Below are 22,943 nucleotides of genomic sequence, written 5' to 3' on the forward strand. Positions count from 1 at the left end.
AGAACTGAGGAGAGAGTGTGAGCAGCACAGCCGCTGCGCCGGGAGTGATCTCCCTGAGAGAGATCACCAAGGCGTTCCCCGGAGTCGTGGCCAATGACCGCATCTCCCTCGACATCGTCGGCGGGCAGGTCCACTGCCTGCTCGGCGAGAACGGTGCGGGCAAGTCGACCCTGATCAGCATCCTCGCCGGGATGCAGCAGCCGGACTCCGGCACGATCCTCGTGGACGGCGTCCCCACCCCCATCAACTCCCCCAAGGCGGCCGTCGACCTCGGCATCGGCGTGGTCCACCAGCACTCGACGCTCGTGCCCGCGTTCACGGTGCTCGAGAACCTGATGCTCGGCGAGACGGGGGTGCTGCGCAACGAGACCCGCGCGAAGGCACGTCTCGGTGAGCTCTCCGAGCTGCTCGGCGCCCGCATCGACCCGGACGCCCTGGCGGGCGACCTCGGCCTCGGCCAGCAGCAGCAGGTCGAGATCGCGAAGGCGATGTGGAAGGGCAGCCGGCTCCTCATCCTCGACGAGCCCACCTCCATGCTGACGCCGCAGGCGATCGAGAAGCTCGCCGCGTCCGTCGCGCAGATCAAGGCGCAGGGCCTCGCCGTGGTGTTCATCACCCACAAGCTCCGCGAGGCCTACCAGATGGGCGACTGCGTGACGATCCTTCGCGGCGGCAAGAACGTCGGCCACATCGGCACCGAGGAGCTCGCCTCCTACAGCGAGGCGCAGGCGCAGCGCGCCATCCTCGCCGCGATGTTCGGCGACGACGTCGCCACCACCGCCGAGGCCGCCGAGCTCGCCGGCGCGACCGAGGCCGTGCGCGAGGTCGACGACCTCGAGATCGGCGCCAAGCGGGCCCGCCTCGAGCTCACCGGCGTCGCCACCCGCGGCCACGGGCACGACGTCGACGTCCGCAACGTCTCGCTGAGCGTCCACGAGGGCGAGATCCTCGGCATCGCCGGCATCGACGGGCACGGCCAGGCGGCCCTCGCCCAGGTCGTCGCCGGCCAGCGCTCGGCCGCCGAGGGCACCATCCGCTTCGACGGCGAGGACGTCACCCGCCGCGGCGTGCGCGGTCGGCAGCAGCTGGGCCTCCGCTACGTCACCGACGACCGGCTGCACGAGGGCACCGTCGCCGGCATGTCCGTCGCGATGAACCTCGTGCTCAAGCGGATCGGCCAGGCGCCGTTCTGGAAGATCGGCCAGATCAACCGCAAGGCGGTGGACGCGGAGGCGGAGCGGCTGATCGCCGAGTACGCGATCAAGACCCCGTCGTCCGGAACGCGAGCCGGCACGCTGTCCGGCGGCAACATCCAGAAGATCCTGCTCGCGCGCGAGCTCACCGACGGCGCACGGTTCGTCGTCGTCAACAAGCCGACGTACGGCCTCGACCTCAAGACCGTGAAGCTCGTCCGCCAGATCCTCACCGACTTCGCCGCCGGAGGGGGCAGCGTGCTGCTGCTCTCGACCGACCTCGACGAGCTTGTCGAGCTCTCGCACCGGATCGCCGTGATCTCGGACGGCGAGATCGTCGGCACCGTGCAGAACGACGGACGCGGCACCGCGGAGAAGGTCGGCCAGCTGATGACCGGAGCCATCGAGGGGGTCCACGCATGATCGAAGAGCTTCCGCGCTGGCGTCGGATCACCGACACCGTCGTGCGCTCCGTCCTCCCCGTCGTCCTGGCGCTCGTCGTCGCCGGGCTGATCATCGCCGCGATGGGCAGCAACCCGCTCGACTTCTTCGCCGGCGTCTGGAAGTACGGGGTCACGGGCAACAACTGGCAGGACAGCCTCCGGCTGATGGCACCGCTGATGATCATCGCCCTCGGCCTGATCGTCGCGTTCCGCGGCCAGCTGTGGAACCTCGGCTACAACGGCACGTTCCTGCTCGGATCGGTCGTCGCCGCCGGCGCGGGCCCGGTCCTCTTCCCGATCCTGCCCGGCTGGCTCGTGACCGCGGTCATCATCGTCGGCGCGCTGCTCATCGGCGCGATCTGGTCGATCGTGCCCGCCGTGCTCAAGGCCCGGTTCGGCACGAACGAGATCATCACCTCGCTCGTCATGTCGTTCATCGCGATCGGCGTCGTGAACCTGCTCATCAAGGGGCCGCTGCACGACCCGAACCCTCGAGTGACGGCCCCGCAGACCGCGACCATCGACCGCGCTGACCTGCTGCCCTTCTTCGGCGGCACCCGCGTGCACGTCGGCTTCCTGGTAGCGATCGCGCTGGCGTTGGTCGCGCAGTTCGTGATCAGCCGGACGTCGTTCGGTGTCCGGCTCGACGTCTTCGGGGCCAGCCCGAAGGCCGCCCAGCACGTCGGCATCAGCCGCAGCTGGATGATCGTCCTGCTGTTCAGCCTCTCCGGCGCCCTGATCGCCCTCGCGGGCACGATCGACGTGCTCGGCAACGTCACGTACATGCGGGCGAACTGGAACCCCGGGTACGGGGACGCCATCCTGCCCTTCGTGTTCCTCGCGCGGCTGAGCCCCCTGGGCGCGATTCCGCTCGTGGCCTTCTACTCGGTCTTCGCGAACGGCGGCATCAACGCCGCCCGCAGCGTCGGACTCAGCTCCGACTTCCTGCTCGTCGTGGTCGGTCTGATCCTCGTGTTCATGACGATCACCGAGTACGTCGGGGACAAGCGCCGGCTCGGGCAGAGCTACCTGCCGGCCGGCATGAAGCAGTCGGTGATGTCGCTCTTCGGCCCCCGCACCACGGCCACAACCCGGGTCCCGTCCTCTCCCGAGAAGGCGACCACTCCCCCGGAGAAGGTCAGCACCACGAAGACGACGGCGACGCGCGCGCCCGGAAAGGTGACGACATGAGCGAGCTGCTGTCGGCGACGGTCCTCGCCGCCTTCCTCACGGCGATCATCGTCCAGACGATGCCGCTCATCCTCGCCGCCGTCGGCGAGACGATCGGCGAGCAGTCCGGGGTGCTCAACCTCGGCATCGAGGGCGTCATGCTCGTCGGCGCGTACAGCGGCTACGTGACCGCCCTCGTCACCGGCAGCCCGTGGCTGGGGATGCTCGGCGGCATCGCTGGAGGCGTGGTCGCGAACCTCCTGATGCTCGTCCTCAACATCTGGCTGGGGCTCAACCAGATCGTCATCGGCCTCGCGATCACGCTGATGGGCGAGGGCATCACGGCCGTGCTCTACCTCCAGAACTACGGCAAGAGCCCGCAGAGCGTGCCCGGCGACGCCTGGGTGATCCCGGGACTGTCGGACCTGCCGGTCGTCGGACCGTCGCTGTTCCGGCAGTCCGGCATCTTCTGGGTGCTCCTCCTCACCCTGGTCGTGGTCGCGTTCCTTCTCGCGAGGACGAACTGGGGCCTGTCCATCCGGGCCGCCGGGCAGAAGCCGTCCTCGCTCGACGCGGCCGGCGGCAACGTGGTGCGGACCCGCTCCTCCGCGGTCCTGCTCAACGGCGCGTTCGTCGGAGCGGGCGGAGCTTTCCTCTCCGTCCTCACGACCGGAACCTTCACCCCATTCATGACGGGTGGCCTCGGGTTCATCGCGATCGTCATCACGATGCTCTCCCGCGGGCGGGTGGCCTGGATCGTCGTCACCTCGCTGCTCTACGGCATCGCGGTCGCGATCAAGAACCCGCTGCAGCTGATCGGCGTCACCGTCCCGGCCGACGTCTTCCAGATGCTGCCGTTCATCGTCGTGATGCTGACGCTGATCATCTTCGCGCGGAGCTCCATGGTGCCGCCGGCACTCGGCGCCCCGTACACCCGCGGCGCGCGCTGACGCGTCCGCTTCCGACCGTCAGAGAGGACCGTCCCATGCAGAAGCTCGAGTTCACCCTGTCCGCGGGGCCCGTGGAGGTCACCGCGGCGACCCTGGCGGGCCTCGCGAAGCCGATCCAGTACCACTACGACGACGACTTCAAGGCGACGTTCCGCCGGGTGCAGGAGAAGACGGCCGAGATCCTGCAGACCCGGAACGACGTGCTCATCCTGCAGGGCGAGGCGATCCTCGGCCTCGAGGGCGCCCTCAAGTCGCTGGTGACCCCTGGCATGAAGGTGCTCAACCTCGTGCAGGGCATCTTCGGCAAGGGCACCGGGTACTGGCTCCGCGACTTCGGAGCAGAAGTGCACGAGCTCGAGGTCGGCTACGACGACGCCGTGACGCCCGAGATGGTCGAGGAGTTCCTCGACGCCCATCCCAGCATCGAGATGGTCTGCCTCGTCGCCTCCGAGACCCCGTCGGGCACGGTCACCGACGTCTCCCGGATCGGCCCCATGTGCCGCGACCGCGGCATCCTTACCTACGTCGACACCGTGTCCGGCGTGCTCGGCATGGAGCACCGCACCGACGACTGGGGCCTCGACCTCTGTGTGACCGGCCCGCAGAAGTGCCTCGGCGGCGCTCCCGGCCTCTCCCTCATCTCGGTGAGCCAGCGCGCCTGGGACAAGATCTACTCGAACCCGGCGGCCCCGCGCGACTCCTACCTCTCCCTCCTCGACTGGAAGGAGAAGTGGCTCGGCGACGGGCGCTTCCCGTACACGCCGTCGGTCAGCGACATCAACGGCCTCGAGGCCGCGCTCGACCAGGCCCTCGCCGAGGGCATCGACCAGGTCATCCAGCGCCACGTCGACGCCCGCGAGCTCACCAAGGCCGGGGCCCGTGCGATGGGCCTCGAGTTCTGGGCGCGGCGCGAGGAGAGCATGTCGGCGTGCGTGACCTCGATTCGCCTCCCAGACGACATCGACAACGCCGAGGTGCGCGACCTCGCCCGATCGAAGTACGGCGTGATGTTCTCCCACGGCCAGGGCGCCGGCAACCTCATCCGCCTCTCCCACATGGGCTCGACCGCCGGCGGGTTCCACTCGATCGTCGGCCTCACCGCGCTCGGCCGGACGCTGCTCGACCTCGGCATGAAGCTCGACCTCGGCATGAAGCTCGACGTCGGCGCCGGCGTGGACGCGGCGCTCGAGGTGCTGAGCGAGCAGCGGGGGCGTCAGCGCAGCGCCGCCGACGCGCTGGTTTAGGCTCGACGCCTCTATGAATGCCATGAATGCACCGGACGGGGTGGAGCCGGTTCCCTCTCTCGCGCAGCGGACCAAGGGTGTCGACAGCGCCCGGCGGGTGCTGCAGATCCTCCTCCAGTTCTCGGAGAGCCGTCCCGAGCTCACCATCGACAACGTGCTCGAGAGCTTCGACATCTCGGTGCCGAGCGCCTACCGCTACCTGTCGCTGCTGCGGGAGATGAACCTCATCGAGGAGCGCAGCAAGGGCACGTTCGTGCTCAGTCCGCGCATCCTTCAGCTCGCCCACTCGGCGGAGGCGTCGCTCGACTACCGGACCCTCGCGCAGCCGATCCTCGATCGCATGCGCGAGGAGACCGGCGAGACGGCGCTGTACCTCCGCCGGGTCAACGACGCCGCCGTCTGCCTCGCGATCGCCGAGAGCGACCACCAGATCTCGATCTCGTTCCAGCCGGGTCACCTGATGCCGCTGCACCAGGGCGCCGCGCCGAAGGTGTTGCTCTCCGAGTACAGCGACGCGAAGCGGGAGCAGTACATCGACCTGCTCCGCCCGCCCATGTCGAAGGCGGCCCGCGCGAAGCTCGAGGCGGATCTGGGGGCGATTCGGGACAGCGGGTACGCGGAGTCGGCTGCTGAGGTCGACGCTGGGGTGTGGGCTGCTGCTGCCGCTGTGCGGTCCTACGGCGCGCTCGTCGGTGCGGTCACGGTCGTCGCGCCCGCGTATCGGCTCTCCGAGTCGCATCGGCGGCAGATCGGGGATGTCGTGCGGGCCGGGGCGGCGGAGTTCGAGGCGGTCATCGCGCAGTAGCGGAGCGCCTACTGGGTCACGCAGGTACTCAGTACCAGACGTCGCAGGCGATCCCGTCTCCGTCGCGATCGAGCGCGTAGATGTCGCTCCCGACCACCGTCACGGGGCCTCGGACGTAGGACGGTCCGTTGCCAGCTCCGCCGTCGCAGTCCACGTCGAAATCGATGGGGACGCACGCGCCGCCGTAGTTCGGGTCGCACCCCTCCCCCGCCGCTGATGCCGGCGGAGCAACGGGCGCGGGCGGAGCGACGTAGGTGCCGACGGAGGTGATCTCCTCCACCGGCGGCGTGGTGATCTCGTCCGCCGTGACTGTGCGCTCGACCTCGATTCCGTCATGGAGAGTCACCCGATAGGTCTTGGTTCGGACCCCGTCCACACCGACCTGGGTCACCGCCGACGTGCCGGCGTCGCGGCTCGGGTCGTCCACGGTGGTGCGCGAGAACGGGACGACTTCCGTCTCGGCGGCCGTCGTGAAGGTCTCTTCCGGGCCGTCGCCAGGGGCGGTCGGCTTGGACATCGCATCGGCGTCAGAGATCGCCGCTGCACCGTTGGCCAGCTGCGCGTGCGCGCCTCCTGTGGAGATCGCACCGATGAAGAGAAGCAGCGCCGCGGAGGCCGCGATGACGACGTTCCGCGGCCGCAGGAGCGGCCCGAATCTTCGTGGCGGAGCGGACGCGCTGCGCGCCGTCGCAGATGCGTAAGTGTCGCTGGTCGGTGCCCCGAAGAGTTGCGAGGCCCACTGCTCTCCGTCCCACCAGCGCATCTGCCCGGGTTTCTCCGGATCCTTGTACCAGCCAGCCGGGCGGCTCATTTCGTTCTCCTCTTGTCGGCGTCGCCTCGATCAGATTGGCGCGCCCAGCGACGTGGTGCCATCGGCAGGCGTCCCCCAGAACGCGGGCCAGCACTTTTGGACCGACCTTTCCCCAGGCAATGTCGCCGGAACTAAGACGACTCTCCGCGCAAAGACTGGGTGGTGCCGTTCGGGCACGGCGATGAACTATCGCGCATAAAACGCCAACAAACGCAAGCCGGTCCCCCCGGACTGGGGGAAGTTACCGCAGAGCGACCTTCGTTAGTGTCCAGCGAAGAGGCCACCCACCTCTCTCTTCGTCTCCGACCCCGAACGGTCCACTTTCCGGCGATAAGCCGGTTCACGTGGATTGTGGAGAACCCATGACCCTGTCTAGATCCGAGCGCCCTTCTCTGCGGTCCGGCGTGCCCTTTTGGACGCGCATTTCCCTGCAGCGGAACGCGCGCCGCGACGGAGCCCGCAATATCCCCCATATCGATGCGCTGACCAATTCCGGCACCGTCGCATCGACGACGCCGAAGATCGGAATGATCACCAGGCTGGCGGACGACTCCGCGCGGACCGTGTGGCGGAAGCTCGACGAGGCGAGTCGCGACGATCGCGAGTACGTCGAGCGCGCCGCACCGCTGCGCCAACTGCTCGAGGCTCGACTCGACGCGCTGTCCACCGCCGTTTCGGACACGCAGGCCTCCACCGTCGAGGCGGAGGAGTTCCGGCGACTGAGCCGCGAACTCGCCGCCGTCGACCGGCACGTCGTCGAGGCGAGGGCACGCATCGACGAGCGGACGAAGGCCGCACACCTCGCGATCGAGCACCTTGTCGACCGAGCGAACCAGCAGCTCTATATCTACTGGTACGCCCTCCGACGGCATCACCGATATCGGGATGCGCTCGTCGATGAACCCAAGCCCATCCCGGCGCCCGAGTGGCTCCCCGCCGCCGCAACCTCCGACGGCGGCCACCGGACGACCGATGCCCTCCCGATGAAGTGGACTGGAGAGAAGCGCCGTGCCAAGAACTAGAGGAGCCCGCTACCCGGGAGCCGCAACCGCCATCGTTTCCAGCGCAGCGATCGGCCGGACACGTGGTGTCCAGCCGGTCGACTACGACCTCAGCGAGCTGAGCAAGTTCGAGAACATGATCCTCGGGCGACTCCGCTCGATGATGGACGCGAACGCGACCGACGCCGAGACGCTGCGAGTCCTCGACGGGCATCTCGCCGCTGGAGAACGCGAGTTGCACCTGGGACTCGACGTGCAGCGCACCCATCACCAGAAGGCCGCCGCGAACCTCGTCAGCATCGCCGAGGACAACCTCGCCGCCGCCCGTACCCGACTCGACCGCGGAGAGTTCCGCCTCGACCGCGCATCGCGGGCACTCACGGAACTCGAAGCCAAGCTGGCCCGTCACGACCCGGAGGGCAACATCCATGTCTAGCCTCAGCACCCCTCGCCGTTACCGAGGGCCGGCCCGCCCGGGCCACCTGTCCGTCTGGAAGCACGTCGGCGTCTATGTGATCCTCGCCGTGCTCGTCGTTGCGGATTACCTCCTGCTGCAGCAGTCGCTGCTGATGCTGAACCGGTCGGCCAGTGCCGCAGGGTCCATCGGCTTCCAGCTCTACCTGGTGACTGCCGGCTTCTCGGTCATGATGATCGTGCTCCCGCACGTGGCGGCGATCGCCGCCCGACGGGTGTCCGACGGCATCTACCGCGGCTCGTGGAAGTGGCTGCTGGCAGTGATCGCCCTCGTCTGGGTCGCGATCCTCGTGCTCGTCACCACGATGCGCATCTCCGCCTCGGCCACGTCGGACGCCCCGACGGCGACGGAGGCGGCGCTGGGCGCCGCTGCGCCGGCGCCGGCCGGTGGGGTCGACCTGCTCGCTCCCGAGTCTCTGATGGCCCTGATGACGGCGTTCTTCCTTACGGCGACGGGCATCGCGAGCTTCTTCGTCACCTACTTCACCAGCCGCCCGCTGCTGGCCGCAGTCGAGCAGGCCGAGCGCGTCGTGTACCGGGCCCGGCAGGAGCGGGACGACGCGGCCGTCGCAGTGCGGGCGGCAGAGGCGGACGTCGCTGAAGCGGAAGCTCTCGACGACGTCGATGCGCAGCGGCTCGAGATTGCACACGGCATCGTGGTCGAGCGTTTCGCGCTTCTGCGGTCCGAGATCGCCACTCGTCTCGCTGAGCACGAGCAGGACCCGCGACAGACCAGCCACCTGCTGCGCGAGCTCAACTCGCGCCGCGACCGGCTCGCGGTGCTTCCCCGCCCCGACATGGAGGACGCTGGATGAGCCGGCGCAGAATCGGTGTCATGGTCGGCGCCGTCCTCGCAGCCGGCACGCTGACGGCGTGCACTAGCGGCGACGCGGTGGCCTGCGACGCGAGCGACCCGAAGCACCTTGGGATCGTGTACGGAGCGACCGCGAACTCCGCAGCGCCTGCGCTCACAGAGTCCGGCACGGGTCTGCTCGAGCAGGCCGCCGAGAGCAACGGGTCGGTGACCATCGTTGTTCCGAGCGGCGTTCCCGAAGCTGCACCGGTCGTGCCGCTCGGATCGCCCGCGCATGACGAAGCCATCTGCGCGGATGACCACGCGAGGGCCGTATCTGCGGTCTCCGCGGACCTCGAGAAGCGGCGAGCCTCGACCCCAGAAGTCGACTACCTGGCTGCGATGGACCTCGCCGCGAGAAGCGGTGGGGGCTCTCAGCTCGGTGTACTGGTCGTCGGCAGCGGCCTCCAGACCACAGGCACGCTTAACTTCGTCGAGGGCGACCTGCTCTACGCGCCGGCGGCTGAGGTGGCCGACGCCCTTCGAACCGCGAACGAACTGCCGTCGCACCTCGCCGGGGTGACCGTCTACTGGTCGGGGATGGGCGACGTGTCCAGCCCGCAGCAGCCGCTCTCCATCTCCGCCCGCGAGAATCTCATCGCCATTTGGCGCGCGGTGATCGAGGGCGCGGGCGGCACTCTCGAAGTTCTGGAGGAGCCGCTCACGGGTGCGCCCGATCCCGGTCTTCCCGATGTCACGGCGGTCCCCATCAGAGCCGTGCCGCTGACGCCGAGCTGGGACGAGCCGGTCGTGCTGCACGATGACCAGGTTCGCTTCCAGCCGGATTCCTCGGAGCTTCTCGATGAGGCCAGCGTCCGCATCGTGCTGGGCGAGATCGCGACCAGCATCGCCGACGGCAGCGTTGCTGTGACGGTCACGGGCAGCACCTCAGCGCAGGGAAGCCAGTCGCAGGAAGCCGACGTCCAGCTCTCACTCGCGAGAGCCGAACGCGTGAAGGGCATTCTCGTCTCGCTCGGGGCGCCGGCCGACTCCATCCAGACTGCCGGTGTGGGGCACGAGTGGTGCGGATTCATCGACGAGGTGGACGGCGGTGGCAAGACCGCCGAGCAGCGCGCCGCCGAGAACCGCAAGGTCATCCTGACGGCTGCCGGTATGAACCCGTGCGCCTGACGCATCAGGCGGGGGCCGCAACAGTCGACTCAGCACCGATGATGTTCAGCGAAGAACCGGCCGACTTCGATGGACGTTCTGCTCAGACACAAAGGAGAGGCGGCCGTGTGGGCGTCGTCGGCAGCCTGTTACTTCGGGCTACAGACGGGCTAGCAACTCGGCCTTTTTAGTCGCGAATTCCTCATCGGTGAGGATTCCCTGATCACGAAGCGCGGCGAGCTTCGCGATGTGCTCCGTCACGTCCGGCTGGGCTTCGGGTGCTGCCCCTGGAGCTGTTGACCGCCGATCCTTCAAGAAGCCGGCCAGGTGAGTCAGGACCTGCCCAGTGAGATCAGGCTTGGAGTCCTGTGCTGGTTCAGCGGGGGCAAGAATCGGTGCCACCGGCTCGACCTGCCGGTCCTTCAGTAGGACCGAGAGGTGGATGAAGAGCTTTTCAGGCAGCTTGATCAGTGACTGCTTGCCGTCCATCCAGTCCACGCGGATCGTTCGTGGCGGGCGGCTTGTTGCGTCCACCGTTGCGCCGAGCGCGGCGGAGGCTGCCTTACCTACCACCCCTGGCAGGACAGCGCCTGCGACTGCCTTTCCGACCGCCCCCACGGCGCCTGCGGCACCACCGCGTGCGTCGGAGGTGATCTCCTCCCACTCAGCTACTTCGTCGGCGGTCAGTTTCCGGGTCTTGAATGGCGGCACAATCTGCACGACAAGATCACCTCTGCTATTCGTATCAACAGAGGCGTTCATGTACTGACCGCCGATGACTCGCCCGGGAAACACCATGCAGTCACACTAGGCGGATGCGGATCCAACTGTCCGCAGCCCTGGCGCTGACGCCACCCCTTTTCGGGTGACTCGGCCGGCGAAGCTCCTCTTCGCGTCCTCTTGGATTCGTTCGGCTCGACTAGCGCGGATATTGAGAGGCGGCCCACTCGCGGGCTTCAGCAGCCATGGCCGCGCGCTGGGTTTTCAGATACCGAGAGGGTTCGGCCACATCGGTGAGATTCAGCGGTGGCTGCCACGCACGCAGGACGGCAACTTCGATATCTCTCAATCGGACAAGATCTGGCTTCGCCCAGACCGAGAGGGTGAGGTGATCCCTCATCCATTCGGTGAGGCGGGCCTCGCCCTCCGACGTAAGGGTGTAGTTGGCGAAGTGGCCCGGCTTGGCAGGATTTCGGGGCGTCGCACAGAGTTCGAGCGACCGCCGAAGAAGCGCCGCCAAGGACCGCCGCAAGGTGGACGACCCTGTGCGTCCCGCAGAGAAGTGAGTCCGCAAGTCGCGTGAAGCCAGACTGTCCTCGGCCTTGCCGACGTAGAGAGGGAAAGACCCGGAGCGGGGCTCAAGCTGCAATTCACGCCACACCTCGCCGTCCGCGTGTACTGCGTAGAGACCGGGCACGTTCGGGACGTGGTCGAAGGCATCGGCTATACGGTGACCAGGTGCCGCGAGTGTCCGCAGCGCGTTCTCGATCGCCTCTTTCAAGGCCAACTCCTTCTCCGCCCAGTCACACCATGGCGTAGCTGGACTCGATCTCGCTCTCCCCCGTGCTCTTCACGGTGATCGCGAGCTTCGCCGGAATCTGCTCCTTCATCGAGTCGACGTGGCTGATGAGGCCGATCGTCCTGCCGCCCGCACGAAGGCTGTCGAGGGCATGCATAGCGACCTCGAGCGTCTCGCCGTCGAGGGAACCGAAGCCCTCGTCGACGAACAGGGTGTCGAGGCGGATGCCGCCTGCCTGCTGCGAAACGACCTCGGCGAGGCCGAGCGCGAGCGAGAGCGAGGCGAGGAACATCTCGCCGCCCGACAGTGACGCTGTCTGGCGCGGGACACCGGTGTGCTCGTCGAGCACGCTGAGCCCGAGGCCCGCCTCGGCGTTCCGGTACTGCTTGTTGTCATCGAGGACCAGCGTGTAGCGGCCGTCGGTCATCGTCCGCAGCCGGCGGTTGGCTGCGGCGATGATCTCCTCGAGCTGCGCGGCGAGAACGAACGTCTCCAGCCGCATGCGCTTGGTGTTCGGCTCGTCCCCGTGCACGACCGCGGCGAGCTCGCGCACCTGCGCGTACTCGTCGAGCAGACGAGCGGAGCGGCCGATCAGGTCCTCGGCTTCAGTGACACGCGCCTGCACGAGTTCGGCTCGTCCGCGGAGGGCGGCGTGGGCCGCGATCGTCTCGTCGCGAGTGGTGCGGGCCGTGAGCAGAGCCGCGCGGGTGGGCTCGAGGTCGACCAGATCGGCGGGAAGGTCGGCGAGTTCCGGCTCCGCCAGCACGCCACGGGCGGCGGCGAGCTCGTCCTCGTACCGCTTCACCTCCGACCGGTGCTGCTCGGTGCCCCGAACGCTGAGGCGAGCGGCACGAACCTCATCCGAACTCGCGAACGACTGCTCGGCCAGCTGGCGCGCGAGCGCTGCTTGAGCTTCCTCGAGAGCTTCTGTCCGCTGAGCGACGAGCCGCCGCGCCTCGTCGAGCGCGCGGGCGGCGTCACGCTGCTCGCGCAACTTGGTGGCGCGCTCGTTCACAGAGGGGAAGCCGGCGAGGTGAGTCGCGACGCGCGTCTTCGCCTCCAGCGCCTTCACCTCGGCCTCGGTGTGCCGGGTCGCGAGCGAAGCGCGCTCGGTCCGGTCCGCGGTCAGAGCCGCCTGTTCGGAGTCCAGACGCTCACGCAGCGCCGCCTTCTGCTTCTCGAGGGAGGCGCACTCGGTCTCGGCGGTCTTCGCGGCGGCGAGGTTCACAGAAGCTCGGTCGAGGTCGGCCTGCAGCTCGTCCAGCGCTGCACCGGCCTTCGCGCGGGCCTCCGAGAGCGCGGTGGCCATATCGATGACGCGTTGCGATGCCGCCTGGAGATCCCGTTGCCGCTCCCCCATGGTCGCTCGCGCGCGTTCGATGGCCTCCGGGGTCACCGGGTCCTCCACCTGCGGCGCAGGCGACGGATGGTCAACCGAGCCGCACACGATGCAGGCCTCACCGGGGGTGAGAGCGGCGGCGAGTTCTGAGGCGATGTCCGCGTGCCGGCGGTTGAGGATGTCGTCGTAAGCGGCGGCCGCGTCCCGATTCCTGCTGCTGGCAAGCCGCTCCGACCCCTCAGCCGACTCGAACGCCGACGCCAGCCGCGCGGCGCTCCGGCCGGCCTCTACCGCGACGGTGAGCCGCTCGACCTCTCGGCGCCGGTCCTCGACGGTGGCGGCTAGCTGTGCCGCCGCGGAGATCCGGCCGTCGAGCTCGTCGATTTGCTTTGGGAGCTCGGCGATGCGCTGCTGGCGGCTCTCGATGAGCCCGTCCTTCACACCGAGCGCCTGCGCGAGCTCCGTCACGTCGGCGTCCAGGTAGGCGAGGCGAGTCTCGTCGGCGAGGGCCGACTCGAGCGATCCGAGGGCAGCTGTCAGTCGGTCGACCTCGGCGGCGAGGTCCGCGTCGGTCGCTCCAAAGAGGGACCAGGCTACAGCGGCGACGGCCTCACTGTCCCGCGCCCCGGCCAGGGCGGCCGTGGCGGCATCGACGGCATCGACCTGCGGCAGCACCCGCTCGGCTCGCTCGGCCGCCGCCAGGGCGACGCGAAGCACGGCGGTCTCCGGCTCGCGCTCCACCAGCGCGTCGAGCTTCGCGGCGGCGTTCGCGCGCCGGTCCTGCTTGCTCCGCAGCCCCTCGAGCTGTCGCCAGCGGTCCTCGGCCTCGTCCGCGGCGGCACGCGCCGTGTCGACCGACGCGGTCGCGACGACGAGCTGTTCGGTGACGAGGTCGCGCGCTTCCAGGAACCAGTCGAGGGTCGGCTCGCTCACCTCGTCCAGCCCGGCCTGCTCGGCGACCGTCGCCGCATGCGACCGCAGGGCCTGGCGGCTGGAGGCGACCTCGGCATCCAGCGCCTTCCGCCGCTCGATGAGGTCTGACTCGAGTTTCTCGAACCGGGCCGTGCCGAAGAGGGTGCGGAGGACGGCCCGCCGCTCGTCGGTCTTGGCAAGCAGGAAGCGCTGGAACCGGTTCTGGGCGAGCAGGATCACCTGGAGGAACTGGTCCTCCTTGATGGGCAGTATCTCGGCAAGGGCCGTTCCCACCTCGCGCGGCATCGCGGCGAGCCCGCGCCAGCCGTCGCCGTCGCGGACGTCGAGCCGCGCCTCAGGCTTCGCTGTGGTCAGCCCTCCCCCGCGCTTGGCGGGTCGCTGGTACTCGGGCGTCCGGTGGATCCGGTAGTCCTCGCCGCGGAGCCGGAACTCGAGCTCGACGTAGGAGGGGTCGTCGACGCCGCAGTGGTGGCTGCGGATCTGGGCGTCGCGGCCGTCGTAGCGCGGAATCGCGTTGTAGAGGGCGAAGCAGATCGCGTCGAGGATGCTCGACTTGCCGGCGCCCGTTTTGCCGGAGATGAGGAAGATGCCGTCGGCGTCGAACTGCTCGAAGTCGACGACCTGCTCGTCCTTGTACGGCCCGAAGCCGGCGAGGCGGAGTCGGAGGATCTTCACGCGGTGACCTCGCGCAGGTCCTGCTCGGTGAGCAGCTCGTGCACGAGCCCGCGCTCGTAGTCGCTGGGGCCGACGCCGTTGCGGACGAAGGAGAGGAACTCGCCGACGATCTCGGCGTCCGTCCGCTCCTTGACCCGGTCGCCGTAGCTCGCCGCAATGACGTCGGCGACGACGGTGGGCCGGTACTCGAGGGCGACGCAGTGCGGGAAGCGCTGCTGCAGCCGGCGCATGGCGTCCATCGGCCGAACCTGGTCGGTGAGGACCGCCTTCACCCAGTCCCCCTCGTGCTCGGCGTGCGCCGCGTCGGTGAGGAGGGCGTCGAGCTCGCCGGTGAGCTGCGTCAGCCGACGCGGCACGGGCAGCTCGAGCCAGGTGACATCGCCGAGCCCGTCGGCGCGAAGCTCGACGAGCCAGCCGCCGCGCAGCTTGTCGGTCTCCGAGAAGGAGTAGTGCAGCGGGGCGCCCGAGTAGCGGACCCGCTCGCTGAGCCGGGCGCGGCCGTGGATGTGGCCGAGGGCGACGTAGTCGGGGCCGTCGAAGACGCCGGCGGGGACGAGGTCGAGGCCGCCCGAGGTGATGTCGCGCTCGACGCCGTCGCTTGCCGCGACGTCGGCCGTGAAGCAGTGCGAGAGGACGACGGAGCGGCCGCCCCGCGAGGCGCGGTCGGCGTTGATGCGTGACATCGCGAACGCGAGTGCCTGCTCGTGGGTGCGGAGGTCGGTCTCCGGGTAGTGGTGCCGGAGCAGCGAGGGCTCGAGGTACGGGATGCCGTAGAAGTGCACGGTGCCGTGCTCGTCCTCGAGGGCGACCGGCTCGTCGAGGCTGTGGTGCTGGGTGAGCACGTGGATGCCGGCGTGGCGGATCCACTCCGAGTGGAAGCCGAGGCGCGTGATGGAGTCGTGGTTGCCGCTCGTGACGACGATCTCGGCACCCGCGGCACGGATGCTCCGGAACGCGTCGCTCAGGAGCGTCATCGCGTCGGCCGACGGCATCGACGAGTCGAAGACGTCGCCGGCGACGAGGACGACGTCGATCCCCTGCTCCCGGACGGCGGCGGCCAGCGCGTCGAGCACGACGCGGAGGTGGTCGAGCGTCGAGTGCGTGTGGAAGGTGCGCCCGATGTGCCAGTCCGAGGTGTGGAGGATCTTCACGCCTGCGACGGTAGGTCGAGGGTGCGACATCGGGGCGGAGGAACGCCGCGATGCTGTGACCTCGTGGCCAGATCGCCGCCCGAGGCCGCGGTCATCCGCACGGCGACGCATGCTTCCCGGTCGAAGGCCGGGCGCGCCCATGTCCGGATCCTCGTCAGGAGGCGTCGCTTAGCTGGTACGCCCAGGGGGCGACGGTCATGCCGTAGGCATCCATCGCCCGCTGGGCCACGATCGCGAAGGCCTCGCCGCGTCGTTCCGCGTAGCTGGAGGCCTGGTCGACGAGGTCCGTGGTGCCGAGGGAGCGCATCCGCTTCTCGAGCCGATCCACCGCGCGGATGAGCGCGGCCATGGATCTCGGATCGGCCGTACCGGCGAGCCGGAGGGTGTGGCCGTGCCTGCCGCAGACCCGCATGCTCAAAACCGCGGCGAGTATCAGCGAGGCTCGTTCTCCCTCGATCATCGGCTCCCGCGGGCTTTCCATGCCGGTCACGGTAGGCCCCTCCGCCGACAGCCACCAGACCCCAAGATTTTCCGGCGCGTCCTCCACATGTGGAGTCTTGAGCGGTGGATAAGCACCAGGTGTTGTGATTCACGAGGGGCGGAAGGCGGAGGCCCGCAGGCTCACATCCACTCCTCGGGCGGGAGCCAGCGGCAGCCCGTCGAGTGGCTGAGCACCATGCCCGCCGAGCCCAGCCCGGCTTCGATGAGGCCCGCAGCGAGGAAGCGGAGCCACCCCCGATCGTCGGCGCTGAGCCGCGGATCACCGAGCCGTTCGAGGACCCCGACCACCTCCCGTGCCGGGGCGGCGCAGACGGCCTTCAGGAACGGTCCCAGCGAGCCGTCGGTCGGCGCCTTCTCGGGAATGCCGTCGATCGGCATCAGGAGCGGTATCTGCTTCCGCTCGGCGTCGAGGGGAAGCAGCCAGAGCTTGCGGATGATCGCCTTCCCGATCAGTCCGGCGACGCGATTCTCGATGTCGGCGGCGGTGATGAGCGGCACGTTGCTGAGTTCGTCGGCGGTCGGCATCGTCATGCGCCGATGGTGCTGGGCCGGTGTGCAGGCATCCCGTCGCTGGCGCTGATTCGTGGGCAGACACCCATGTCACACGCTTGGGGAGGGAGGACCTCCTACGAAACCAACTCGGCCGGCCCATCGACCCCCACTTGCGGCCGGCTTCCGCGCTCATTCCCGCGCGGGGCAGCGGTCGCCGTGACGGCGGAACAGAGTCACAGACGGGCCATCGCTCGAGCCGTGCTGGCGGTGACTTCCGACAGCTCCCGCCAGAGCCCGTACGCTCCGTCATAGCGCGCGACGAGTGCGGGATCCGGCTCGATCTCCTCGCCCTCAACCACGAAGCGGCCGACATCCCGCCAGCCGTCGAGGGCGCCGACGCCGACAGCCGCCGCGACCGCCGCTCCCAAGCTGGCACCGGGATGACCCAAGACAGTCCGCAGCGGCACCCCGAGCACCGACGCGTGGATCCGCTTCCACAGCAGGGACGTCGCGCCGCCGTTCGTCACGGTGGCGCGAGCAAGGGAAAGGCCCGCCTCGCGCATCGCGTCCGCATTGTGCCGGAAGCCGAACGCGATCCCCTCGAGCGCGGACCGGTAGAGGTCGACTCGGTCGTGCCCGAGGTGCAGGCCCGCGAAGACGCCGCGCAGGTCGGGGTCGTTGAGCGGGCTCTTCTCGCCGAGGAAGTAGGGCAGGCACAGGATCTCCGCCGCGCCCCGCCGCTCGGCTTCGTCATCCATCTCCCGGAGGTCGGGTCCGCCGATCAGTGCCTGCACCCAGCGGACCAGGCTGCCGCTCGTCGCCATGCAGCCGTTCGGCAGCCAGAGCCCTTCAATCGGATGCTCGTCGAGGTAGAAGCGCCGGTCGACGAGAGGCGACGCGGAGACGGTGAGGATGTCGCCGGCACCCCCGAGCTTCACCAGCCAGTCGCCCTCGGACGCCAGCCCGGCGGCGTAGGCGGAGAGCACGTGGTCCGCTCCCCCGACGACCAGCGCGACGCCCGGCGGAAGGCCGACTCGGGCGGCGATCGACGCGTCGAGCGTCCCGACCACCTCCCCGGATCCGCGAACAGGAGGGAGGCGAGCGCCCACCTCCGTCGCACCCCACGCCGGCGCGAAGGGTTCGCCGTCCACCGTGAAGAGCCCCGACTCGAGGGCCCAGTTACGCTCGATGTGCGGGTCGGCGCCGAGCGCGAAGAGCAGCCAGTCGTACGACCCGAGGAGCGTGCGGGTCCGGGCCCAGGACTCCGGCTCGTTCCGCTCGAGCCAGAGCGCGGTCGGAGCGACCGACTGCTGGGTCACCGGCGAGCCCGTGCGGCCGAGCGGATCGTGCGGCGCGAGTGCTTCCGCGAGCTCGGCGACCTCGCCGGAGGCGCGCGCGTCGTTCTGCAGGATCGCCGGGCGGAGGGCCCGCCCAGCGTCGTCCTGGCACACGACGGCAGGCACCATGCCGGTGGTCGCGATCGCGACCACCTCCGACGGAACGACGAGGGGCGAGCTCGCCAGCGCGCTGAGGACGTCCACGACGTTGGCCAGCCACTGGTCGGTCGATGCCTCCGCCCATCCGGCCTGCGGCGACGACAGCGTGTTCGCCCGCGTCTCCTGCGCGAGCAGCCCGCGCTCGGTGTCGAGAGCGATGCCCTTGACCCCGGTCGTCCCGATGTCGATGCCGATCGTGACGTGCGCCATCCCCCGACTCCCTTAGGTCGTCGAGAAGGTGACGGCGCGGGCCGGTCGGCTCATGGGGTCGCCACCTTCGCCGCCTCCACGAACGCCTGCGCGCGCGCCGGGTCGACCGGGTTCCACGTGTGGCCGTCGACCTTGAGCGAGGATCCGACGATGCAGCCGTCCGCGATCGTCAGCATCGTAGCGATCGTGTCCGCGCGGGCGCCCGTGTTGAGCAGCACCGGCACCTCCTCCGGAACCGCATCGCGGACCTCGCGGAGCACCGACTCGTCCGGGCCGGCCCCCGCCATCGGCCCGGAGACGAGGATCGCGTCGGCGAGGCTCGAGACGACCGTGCTCTTGGCGATCTGCGGGAAGGTCCTCGAGCCGATCGGCGAGGCGAACTCGGGCGCGATGTTCATCAGGACGGCGAGGTCGTCCCGGTCGAAGCGCCGGCGATCGCGGAGCGTGGTGGCGACGTCGGTGTTCCAGAGACCCATGTCGGACTCCCAGACGCCGCTGACCACCTCCCGCATGAAGCGGGCGCCGGTGGCGACGGCGGTCGCGAGCGCGATCGACGGGTCCCAGAGGTAGTCGACGCCGAACGGGATCGTCGTGGGCCGGCATTCGGTGACGACGCGGGTCATCACAGCCGACGCCTCGGGGCCGGCCTTCAGCTGGTAGGGCCGGTCGTTCTCGTTGCAGAACATCACCGCGTCGAACCCCGCGTCGACGAGCATCGCGACGTCGCGCTGAACGTGCTCGATCAGGGCGTCGACTCCCCCGGCGGCCTCGTACAGGGGCGTGCCTGGGAGCGCGGGGACGTGCGCCATCGCGATGAGGGGCTTGCGGACTCCGGGGAACACGGCGGCGAAACGGCTCATGAGATCTCTCCAGCGGCGAGGTGCGGTTCGGGGGACGGAACGGTGACGACCTCGATCCCCCGGGCACGCGCGGCGGCGAGGGTGGGGTGGGTGGCCGGCGCGTCGGAGACGAGCGCGGAGATCGCCTCGAACGGCGCCACGGTGACGAGATGGACGCGGCCGAGCTTCATGCCGTCCACCCCCACCAGGACCCGGCCGGCGGCGAGCACCGCGGCCTGCTTCACCGCGGCCTCCGCGGGGTGGTACTCGGTGAGGCCGCGCTCGGCGTCCACTCCAGCGACACCGGCGACGTAGGTGTCGCAGTTGTAGCGGCGGATCCAGAGCTCGGTGTCGCTGCCGATGAGGCTCAGCTCGCCCGGACGGACCTCGCCGCCCGCGAGCAGGACCCGCGTGTGCGGCTCGTCGGCGAGCTCGGTGGCGACGCCGATGCTCGGCGTCAGCACCGTCAGGCCGAGGTCCTTGCCCCGGATGGCGCGCGCGACGGCGAGCACGGTGCTGCCGCTGTCGAGCAGCACCGTCTCGCCGGGGTGCAGCATCGCGGCGATCTCCTCGCCGATCTGGACCTTGCTGTCCACCGCCTGACCCGCTCGGAGCCCGTAGGAGGGCTCGAACGCCGTCCCCCCGAGCGCGATCGCGCCGCCCGAGACGCGGCGCACGATCCCCTGGGCCTGCAGCGCCTCGATGTCGCGGCGGATCGTCATCTCCGACACCCCGAAGCTGGCCGAGAGGTCCGCGAAGGAGACCTCGCCGGTGCGGGTCACCAGCTCCTCGATGCGGGTGCGCCGTTCTCCGACATCCATCAGCGCCGTGCTCCTTCCGCCGCCACCTTGCGGCCGAGAAGAGTGTCCCAGTCGGCTTGCTGCTGCGCGCGTGCCGCGCCCGCGTCGATTGTCCCGACGACCCCGTCCCGCATGAGCCAGCGGCCCGCGACCATCGAGGATCGGACGGAGGCGCCCGACGTGCAGTAGATGAGAGCCGACTCGAGCGACTGCGCTCCCCGCGGTCCCCGGGCGATGTCGGAGATGGGAATCGCGATGAGGTCCGCGACCGCGCCGGGCACGAGCCGTCCGTCGTCCGGTCCGCCGTCGAGCGCACGGTGCCCGCCGGCGGTGGCGATGTCGAGGATCTCCCGGGAAGTCACCTGGTTGGGCACCTTCGAGGTGAAGGCGGCAAGCTTGCCCAGGGTGCGCATCTCCTCGAACAGGTCGACGTTCGTGTTGTTGCAGACGTTGTCGGAGCCGAGCGCCACGTTGACGCCCGCGTCGAGCGCCGCTCGGACGGGAGCGGCGGGGGCGCCGCTCTGCATCGCGACCGAGGGGATCACCGCCATCGTGGCGCGGGTGCCGGCGAGGAGGGGCAGCTGATCGACGGGCACCGTGTTGCAGTGGGCGAGGATGAGGGGCACGTCGAGCAGGCCGAGGTCCTTCATCACGTGCAGGGCCGGGCGGCCGTACTCGGCGAGGCAGTGCTCGTCCTCCTCGCTGGAGGTCGAGAAGTGGGCGTGCAGCCCGACGCCGAGGCGGACGGCGAGGTCGACCTCCGCGCGGATCGCCTCCACCTGGTTGTCGACAAAGAAGGCGTGCGGTCCCACCCACCCTCGGATCACGCCCGCAGGATCCGTCGATTCGACGAAGGCGGTCGTGGCGGCGAGCTCGCGGGCGCGGGCCTCGTCGTCGCCGAGCTCGACGATGCCCCAGGCGACGCGGGCCCGCAGGCCCGACCGCTCGACGGTGGGCACGATCTCGTCGGCGTAGAAGTACTGGTCGGCGAAGGCGGTCGTCCCGGTGCGGATCATGTCCGCGCAGGAGACCGCGACGGAGGCGGCGACGAGCTCGGGCGTGAGGAACTCCTCGTGCGCCCGGAGCGTCTGCAGGAAGCCGTCCATCGTGAGCAGCGAGACGCCCTCCGCGACGCCGCGCATCAGGGACATCGGGGTGTGCGCGTGCGCGTTCACGAGCCCGGGCATCACCACGGCTTCGCCGAGGTCCATGACGCCGGGACCGGCGGGACGGGGACCGGGAACCGGTCCGACGGCGACGATCCGGCCGTCCTCGACCTCCACGACGCCAGGTTCGAAGACGGGGTTCGCGGGGTAGCCGGTCCACACGGTGTCGGCGACGACCAGGGTCTTCATCGGAGTCCTCCTGAGGCGGGGTCGGCAAGCGGGAACGGGGTGGCGGCCGCGCCGCCGGTCATCAGTCGCCCGAGGCGCTCGCGGTCGAGCTCGGAGCGCGGGAACGGGCCGAGGAGCGTGCCGTCGAACATGACGGCGACCCGGTCGGAGAGGGCCATGATCTCCTCGAGCTCCGTCGAGACGAGCAGCACGCCGCTTCCGGCAGCCCGCGCCGCCGACAGGGCCTTGTGCACGAACTCGATGCTCCCGACGTCGAGGCCCCGGGTCGGCTGGTTGGCGAGCACGACGCGCGGGCTGCCGTGCAGCTCCCGCCCGATGACGACCTTCTGCAGGTTGCCGCCGGACAGCGAGCCGACGGGGCGGCCGGGCGCAGCGCCCCGCACCTCGTAGTCGTCGATGAGCCGCTGGGCGAAGGCGCGTCGCGCCCGGCGGCGGATGACGCCCGCGCGGGCGAAGGCCCGCGAGGTGAACGACGTGCTGACCGCGTTCTCCTCGAGGGTCGCGAGCCGGTTGAGGCCGACGTGCATCCGGTCGCCGGCGATGTGGGCGAGGCCGGCCGCGCGCGCCCCGGCCGGGGTCCTGCGCGTCAGCTCGACGTCGTCCAGGCGGATCGTCCCCGAGGCCGGGGTGCGCAGGGCGGCGATGGCCTCGACGAGCTCGTCCTGGCCGTTGCCGCTGACGCCCGCGAGGCCGACGATCTCCCCCGCGTGGAGCGAGAACGTGACGTCGTCGAGTCCGGTGCTGCCGTCCGCACCGGGCGGTACGGATACCCCGGCGAGCTCGAGGATCGGCGCACCGGGCGCCTGCTCCGCCCGATCGGCGGTGAGGAGCACGTCGCGCCCCACCATCAGGCGCGCCAGCTCGGCGTCGGACGCCTCTCCCCGCGCGAACTCCCCCACGACCCGGCCGCGGCGCATGACGACGATCCGGTCGGCGACGGCCTGCACCTCGGGGAGCTTGTGCGAGATGAAGACGACGGAGCGTCCGGACGCGGCCAGGGCGCGGACTCGGAGCACCAGGTCGTCGGCCTCGCTCGGGGTGAGCACCGCGGTCGGCTCGTCGAGGATGAGCAGGCGCGCGTCCGCCGCCAGGGACTTGAGGATCTCGACGCGCTGCTGCGTGCCGATCGGCAGATCCCGGACCACCTGCCGCGGGTCGACCGTGAAGCCGGTCTCGGCTGCGAGCTCCGCCACCCGCCGCTCTGCCGCCGCGTCGTCGTAGAAGCCGAGGCGGCGGGGCTCCCGCCCGAGGAGGACGTTCTGCGCCACGGTGAAGGACGGCACGAGCTCGAAGTGCTGGTGCACCATCCCCAGCCCCACCCGGAGGGCGTCCTGCTGGCTCCGGATCTGCACCTCGGTGCCGTCGACGAGGATCGTGCCGGCGTCCGGCGAGTGCACGCCGAAGAGCAGGTTCATCAGCGTGGACTTGCCGGTCCCGTTCTCCCCGATCAGGGCGACGACTTCACCGGCCCCCACCTCGAGCGAGACGTCCGCGACGGCGAGCACACCCGAGGCGGCGAAGTACTTCCGCAGCCCGCGGAGCTCGAGTCGGGGCGTCTCGCCCGAGGTCGGTGTCATGT

General features: G+C 69.9%; 21 protein-coding genes. 9 read left to right on the forward strand and 12 right to left on the reverse strand.

The genetic code is table 11. From position 1 onward, the window contains the following. Nucleotides 1–17 precede the first annotated feature (17 nt). The 5 genes from J3P36_RS01335 to J3P36_RS01355 are packed head-to-tail and all read left to right on the forward strand — an operon-like array spanning nucleotide 18 to nucleotide 5,805. Nucleotides 18–1,616 (forward strand): ABC transporter ATP-binding protein, encoded by a 1,599-nt coding sequence (locus J3P36_RS01335; RefSeq protein WP_210505465.1) that lies wholly within the window; start codon nucleotides 18–20, stop codon nucleotides 1,614–1,616. Continuing rightward, complete coding sequence (locus J3P36_RS01340; protein WP_210505466.1) at nucleotides 1,613–2,827, forward strand: ABC transporter permease; 1,215 nt, start codon at nucleotides 1,613–1,615, stop codon at nucleotides 2,825–2,827. Before J3P36_RS01335 ends, J3P36_RS01340 begins: the two co-directional genes overlap by 4 nt. Beyond that, complete coding sequence (locus tag J3P36_RS01345) at nucleotides 2,824–3,756, forward strand: ABC transporter permease (protein ID WP_210505467.1); 933 nt, start codon at nucleotides 2,824–2,826, stop codon at nucleotides 3,754–3,756. Before J3P36_RS01340 ends, J3P36_RS01345 begins: the two co-directional genes overlap by 4 nt. Nucleotides 3,757–3,791: 35 nt before the next feature. After that, a complete protein-coding gene (locus J3P36_RS01350) occupies nucleotides 3,792–5,000 on the forward strand; it encodes an alanine--glyoxylate aminotransferase family protein (RefSeq protein ID WP_210505468.1) in 1,209 nt (402 codons plus the stop codon). 13 nt (nucleotides 5,001–5,013) lie between these two features. Then, nucleotides 5,014–5,805: an IclR family transcriptional regulator gene (locus tag J3P36_RS01355; RefSeq protein ID WP_210505469.1), complete on the forward strand. Its 792-nt coding sequence runs from the start codon at nucleotides 5,014–5,016 to the stop codon at nucleotides 5,803–5,805. Between the two features lie 28 nt (nucleotides 5,806–5,833). On the opposite strand, the gene J3P36_RS01360 is transcribed toward J3P36_RS01355, so the two are convergent. Further along, the gene (locus J3P36_RS01360) at nucleotides 5,834–6,616 is read right to left on the reverse strand and encodes a G5 domain-containing protein (RefSeq protein WP_210505470.1); all 783 of its coding nucleotides are present in this window, start codon (nucleotides 6,614–6,616) and stop codon (nucleotides 5,834–5,836) included. A 527-nt stretch (nucleotides 6,617–7,143) separates the two neighbouring features. Here J3P36_RS01360 and J3P36_RS01365 point away from each other — a divergent pair. The 4 genes from J3P36_RS01365 to J3P36_RS01380 are packed head-to-tail and all read left to right on the forward strand — an operon-like array spanning nucleotide 7,144 to nucleotide 10,075. Then, nucleotides 7,144–7,638: a hypothetical protein gene (locus J3P36_RS01365; protein WP_210505471.1), complete on the forward strand. Its 495-nt coding sequence runs from the start codon at nucleotides 7,144–7,146 to the stop codon at nucleotides 7,636–7,638. Beyond that, nucleotides 7,625–8,053 (forward strand): hypothetical protein, encoded by a 429-nt coding sequence (locus tag J3P36_RS01370; protein ID WP_210505472.1) that lies wholly within the window; start codon nucleotides 7,625–7,627, stop codon nucleotides 8,051–8,053. Before J3P36_RS01365 ends, J3P36_RS01370 begins: the two co-directional genes overlap by 14 nt. Beyond that, entirely contained in the window at nucleotides 8,046–8,906 is an 861-nt protein-coding gene (locus tag J3P36_RS01375; protein ID WP_210505473.1) for a hypothetical protein, read from the forward strand. Before J3P36_RS01370 ends, J3P36_RS01375 begins: the two co-directional genes overlap by 8 nt. A gap of 20 nt (nucleotides 8,907–8,926) precedes the next feature. Further along, nucleotides 8,927–10,075, forward strand: a complete 1,149-nt coding sequence (locus J3P36_RS01380) for an OmpA family protein (protein ID WP_210505474.1) — start codon at nucleotides 8,927–8,929, stop codon at nucleotides 10,073–10,075. Nucleotides 10,076–10,213: 138 nt separating this feature from the next. Here J3P36_RS01380 and J3P36_RS16120 read toward each other — a convergent pair whose 3' ends face one another. From J3P36_RS16120 to J3P36_RS01435, 11 genes are all read right to left on the reverse strand, one after another. Continuing rightward, a complete protein-coding gene (locus J3P36_RS16120; RefSeq protein WP_246854109.1) occupies nucleotides 10,214–10,852 on the reverse strand; it encodes an SHOCT domain-containing protein in 639 nt (212 codons plus the stop codon). Nucleotides 10,853–10,973: 121 nt separating this feature from the next. Beyond that, nucleotides 10,974–11,555: a GIY-YIG nuclease family protein gene (locus J3P36_RS01390; protein WP_210505475.1), complete on the reverse strand. Its 582-nt coding sequence runs from the start codon at nucleotides 11,553–11,555 to the stop codon at nucleotides 10,974–10,976. Nucleotides 11,556–11,577: 22 nt separating this feature from the next. Beyond that, nucleotides 11,578–14,520, reverse strand: a complete 2,943-nt coding sequence (locus tag J3P36_RS16685) for an AAA family ATPase (protein ID WP_210505476.1) — start codon at nucleotides 14,518–14,520, stop codon at nucleotides 11,578–11,580. Continuing rightward, on the reverse strand, nucleotides 14,517–15,671 hold the full coding sequence (locus tag J3P36_RS01400; RefSeq protein ID WP_210505477.1) for an exonuclease SbcCD subunit D: 1,155 nt from the start codon (nucleotides 15,669–15,671) through the stop codon (nucleotides 14,517–14,519). The genes J3P36_RS16685 and J3P36_RS01400 overlap by 4 nt, the downstream gene beginning before the upstream one ends. A 154-nt stretch (nucleotides 15,672–15,825) precedes the next feature. Continuing rightward, nucleotides 15,826–16,218: a hypothetical protein gene (locus J3P36_RS01405; protein ID WP_210505478.1), complete on the reverse strand. Its 393-nt coding sequence runs from the start codon at nucleotides 16,216–16,218 to the stop codon at nucleotides 15,826–15,828. Between the two features lie 74 nt (nucleotides 16,219–16,292). Continuing rightward, nucleotides 16,293–16,703, reverse strand: coding sequence for a hypothetical protein (locus J3P36_RS01410; protein ID WP_210505479.1), 411 nt, complete (start codon nucleotides 16,701–16,703; stop codon nucleotides 16,293–16,295). A 194-nt stretch (nucleotides 16,704–16,897) separates the two neighbouring features. After that, the gene (locus tag J3P36_RS01415; protein WP_210505480.1) at nucleotides 16,898–18,370 is read right to left on the reverse strand and encodes an FGGY-family carbohydrate kinase; all 1,473 of its coding nucleotides are present in this window, start codon (nucleotides 18,368–18,370) and stop codon (nucleotides 16,898–16,900) included. Between the two features lie 50 nt (nucleotides 18,371–18,420). After that, on the reverse strand, nucleotides 18,421–19,230 hold the full coding sequence (locus tag J3P36_RS01420; RefSeq protein WP_210505481.1) for a BtpA/SgcQ family protein: 810 nt from the start codon (nucleotides 19,228–19,230) through the stop codon (nucleotides 18,421–18,423). Continuing rightward, nucleotides 19,227–20,030: a DeoR/GlpR family DNA-binding transcription regulator gene (locus J3P36_RS01425; protein ID WP_210505482.1), complete on the reverse strand. Its 804-nt coding sequence runs from the start codon at nucleotides 20,028–20,030 to the stop codon at nucleotides 19,227–19,229. The genes J3P36_RS01420 and J3P36_RS01425 overlap by 4 nt, the downstream gene beginning before the upstream one ends. Further along, the gene (locus J3P36_RS01430; RefSeq protein WP_210505483.1) at nucleotides 20,030–21,364 is read right to left on the reverse strand and encodes an amidohydrolase family protein; all 1,335 of its coding nucleotides are present in this window, start codon (nucleotides 21,362–21,364) and stop codon (nucleotides 20,030–20,032) included. Before J3P36_RS01430 ends, J3P36_RS01425 begins: the two co-directional genes overlap by 1 nt. Further along, nucleotides 21,361–22,941 carry an ABC transporter ATP-binding protein gene (locus tag J3P36_RS01435; protein WP_210505484.1) on the reverse strand — a complete coding sequence of 527 codons (1,581 nt, stop codon included), beginning with the start codon at nucleotides 22,939–22,941 and terminating at the stop codon, nucleotides 21,361–21,363. Before J3P36_RS01435 ends, J3P36_RS01430 begins: the two co-directional genes overlap by 4 nt. Nucleotides 22,942–22,943: the final 2 nt, after the last annotated feature.

The organism is Naasia sp. SYSU D00057, from assembly GCF_017916505.1.
Taxonomy (GTDB): domain Bacteria; phylum Actinomycetota; class Actinomycetes; order Actinomycetales; family Microbacteriaceae; genus Naasia.

What these genes read in the sequence shown, in the direction of transcription:
- J3P36_RS01340 (WP_210505466.1), top strand. Translation starts at nt 1,613, where the DNA reads ATGATCGAAGAGCTTCCGCGCTGGCGTCGGATCACCGACACCGTCGTG.
- J3P36_RS01345 (WP_210505467.1), top strand. Translation starts at nt 2,824, where the DNA reads ATGAGCGAGCTGCTGTCGGCGACGGTCCTCGCCGCCTTCCTCACGGCG.
- J3P36_RS01350 (WP_210505468.1), top strand. Translation starts at nt 3,792, where the DNA reads ATGCAGAAGCTCGAGTTCACCCTGTCCGCGGGGCCCGTGGAGGTCACC.
- J3P36_RS01355 (WP_210505469.1), top strand. Translation starts at nt 5,014, where the DNA reads ATGAATGCCATGAATGCACCGGACGGGGTGGAGCCGGTTCCCTCTCTC.
- J3P36_RS01360 (WP_210505470.1), bottom strand. Translation starts at nt 6,616, where the DNA reads ATGAGCCGCCCGGCTGGCTGGTACAAGGATCCGGAGAAACCCGGGCAG.
- J3P36_RS01365 (WP_210505471.1), top strand. Translation starts at nt 7,144, where the DNA reads ATGATCACCAGGCTGGCGGACGACTCCGCGCGGACCGTGTGGCGGAAG.
- J3P36_RS01375 (WP_210505473.1), top strand. Translation starts at nt 8,046, where the DNA reads ATGTCTAGCCTCAGCACCCCTCGCCGTTACCGAGGGCCGGCCCGCCCG.
- J3P36_RS01380 (WP_210505474.1), top strand. Translation starts at nt 8,927, where the DNA reads ATGGTCGGCGCCGTCCTCGCAGCCGGCACGCTGACGGCGTGCACTAGC.
- J3P36_RS16120 (WP_246854109.1), bottom strand. Translation starts at nt 10,852, where the DNA reads ATGGTGTTTCCCGGGCGAGTCATCGGCGGTCAGTACATGAACGCCTCT.
- J3P36_RS01410 (WP_210505479.1), bottom strand. Translation starts at nt 16,703, where the DNA reads ATGACGATGCCGACCGCCGACGAACTCAGCAACGTGCCGCTCATCACC.
- J3P36_RS01415 (WP_210505480.1), bottom strand. Translation starts at nt 18,370, where the DNA reads ATGGCGCACGTCACGATCGGCATCGACATCGGGACGACCGGGGTCAAG.
- J3P36_RS01420 (WP_210505481.1), bottom strand. Translation starts at nt 19,230, where the DNA reads ATGAGCCGTTTCGCCGCCGTGTTCCCCGGAGTCCGCAAGCCCCTCATC.
- J3P36_RS01425 (WP_210505482.1), bottom strand. Translation starts at nt 20,030, where the DNA reads ATGGATGTCGGAGAACGGCGCACCCGCATCGAGGAGCTGGTGACCCGC.
- J3P36_RS01430 (WP_210505483.1), bottom strand. Translation starts at nt 21,364, where the DNA reads ATGAAGACCCTGGTCGTCGCCGACACCGTGTGGACCGGCTACCCCGCG.
- J3P36_RS01435 (WP_210505484.1), bottom strand. Translation starts at nt 22,941, where the DNA reads ATGACACCGACCTCGGGCGAGACGCCCCGACTCGAGCTCCGCGGGCTG.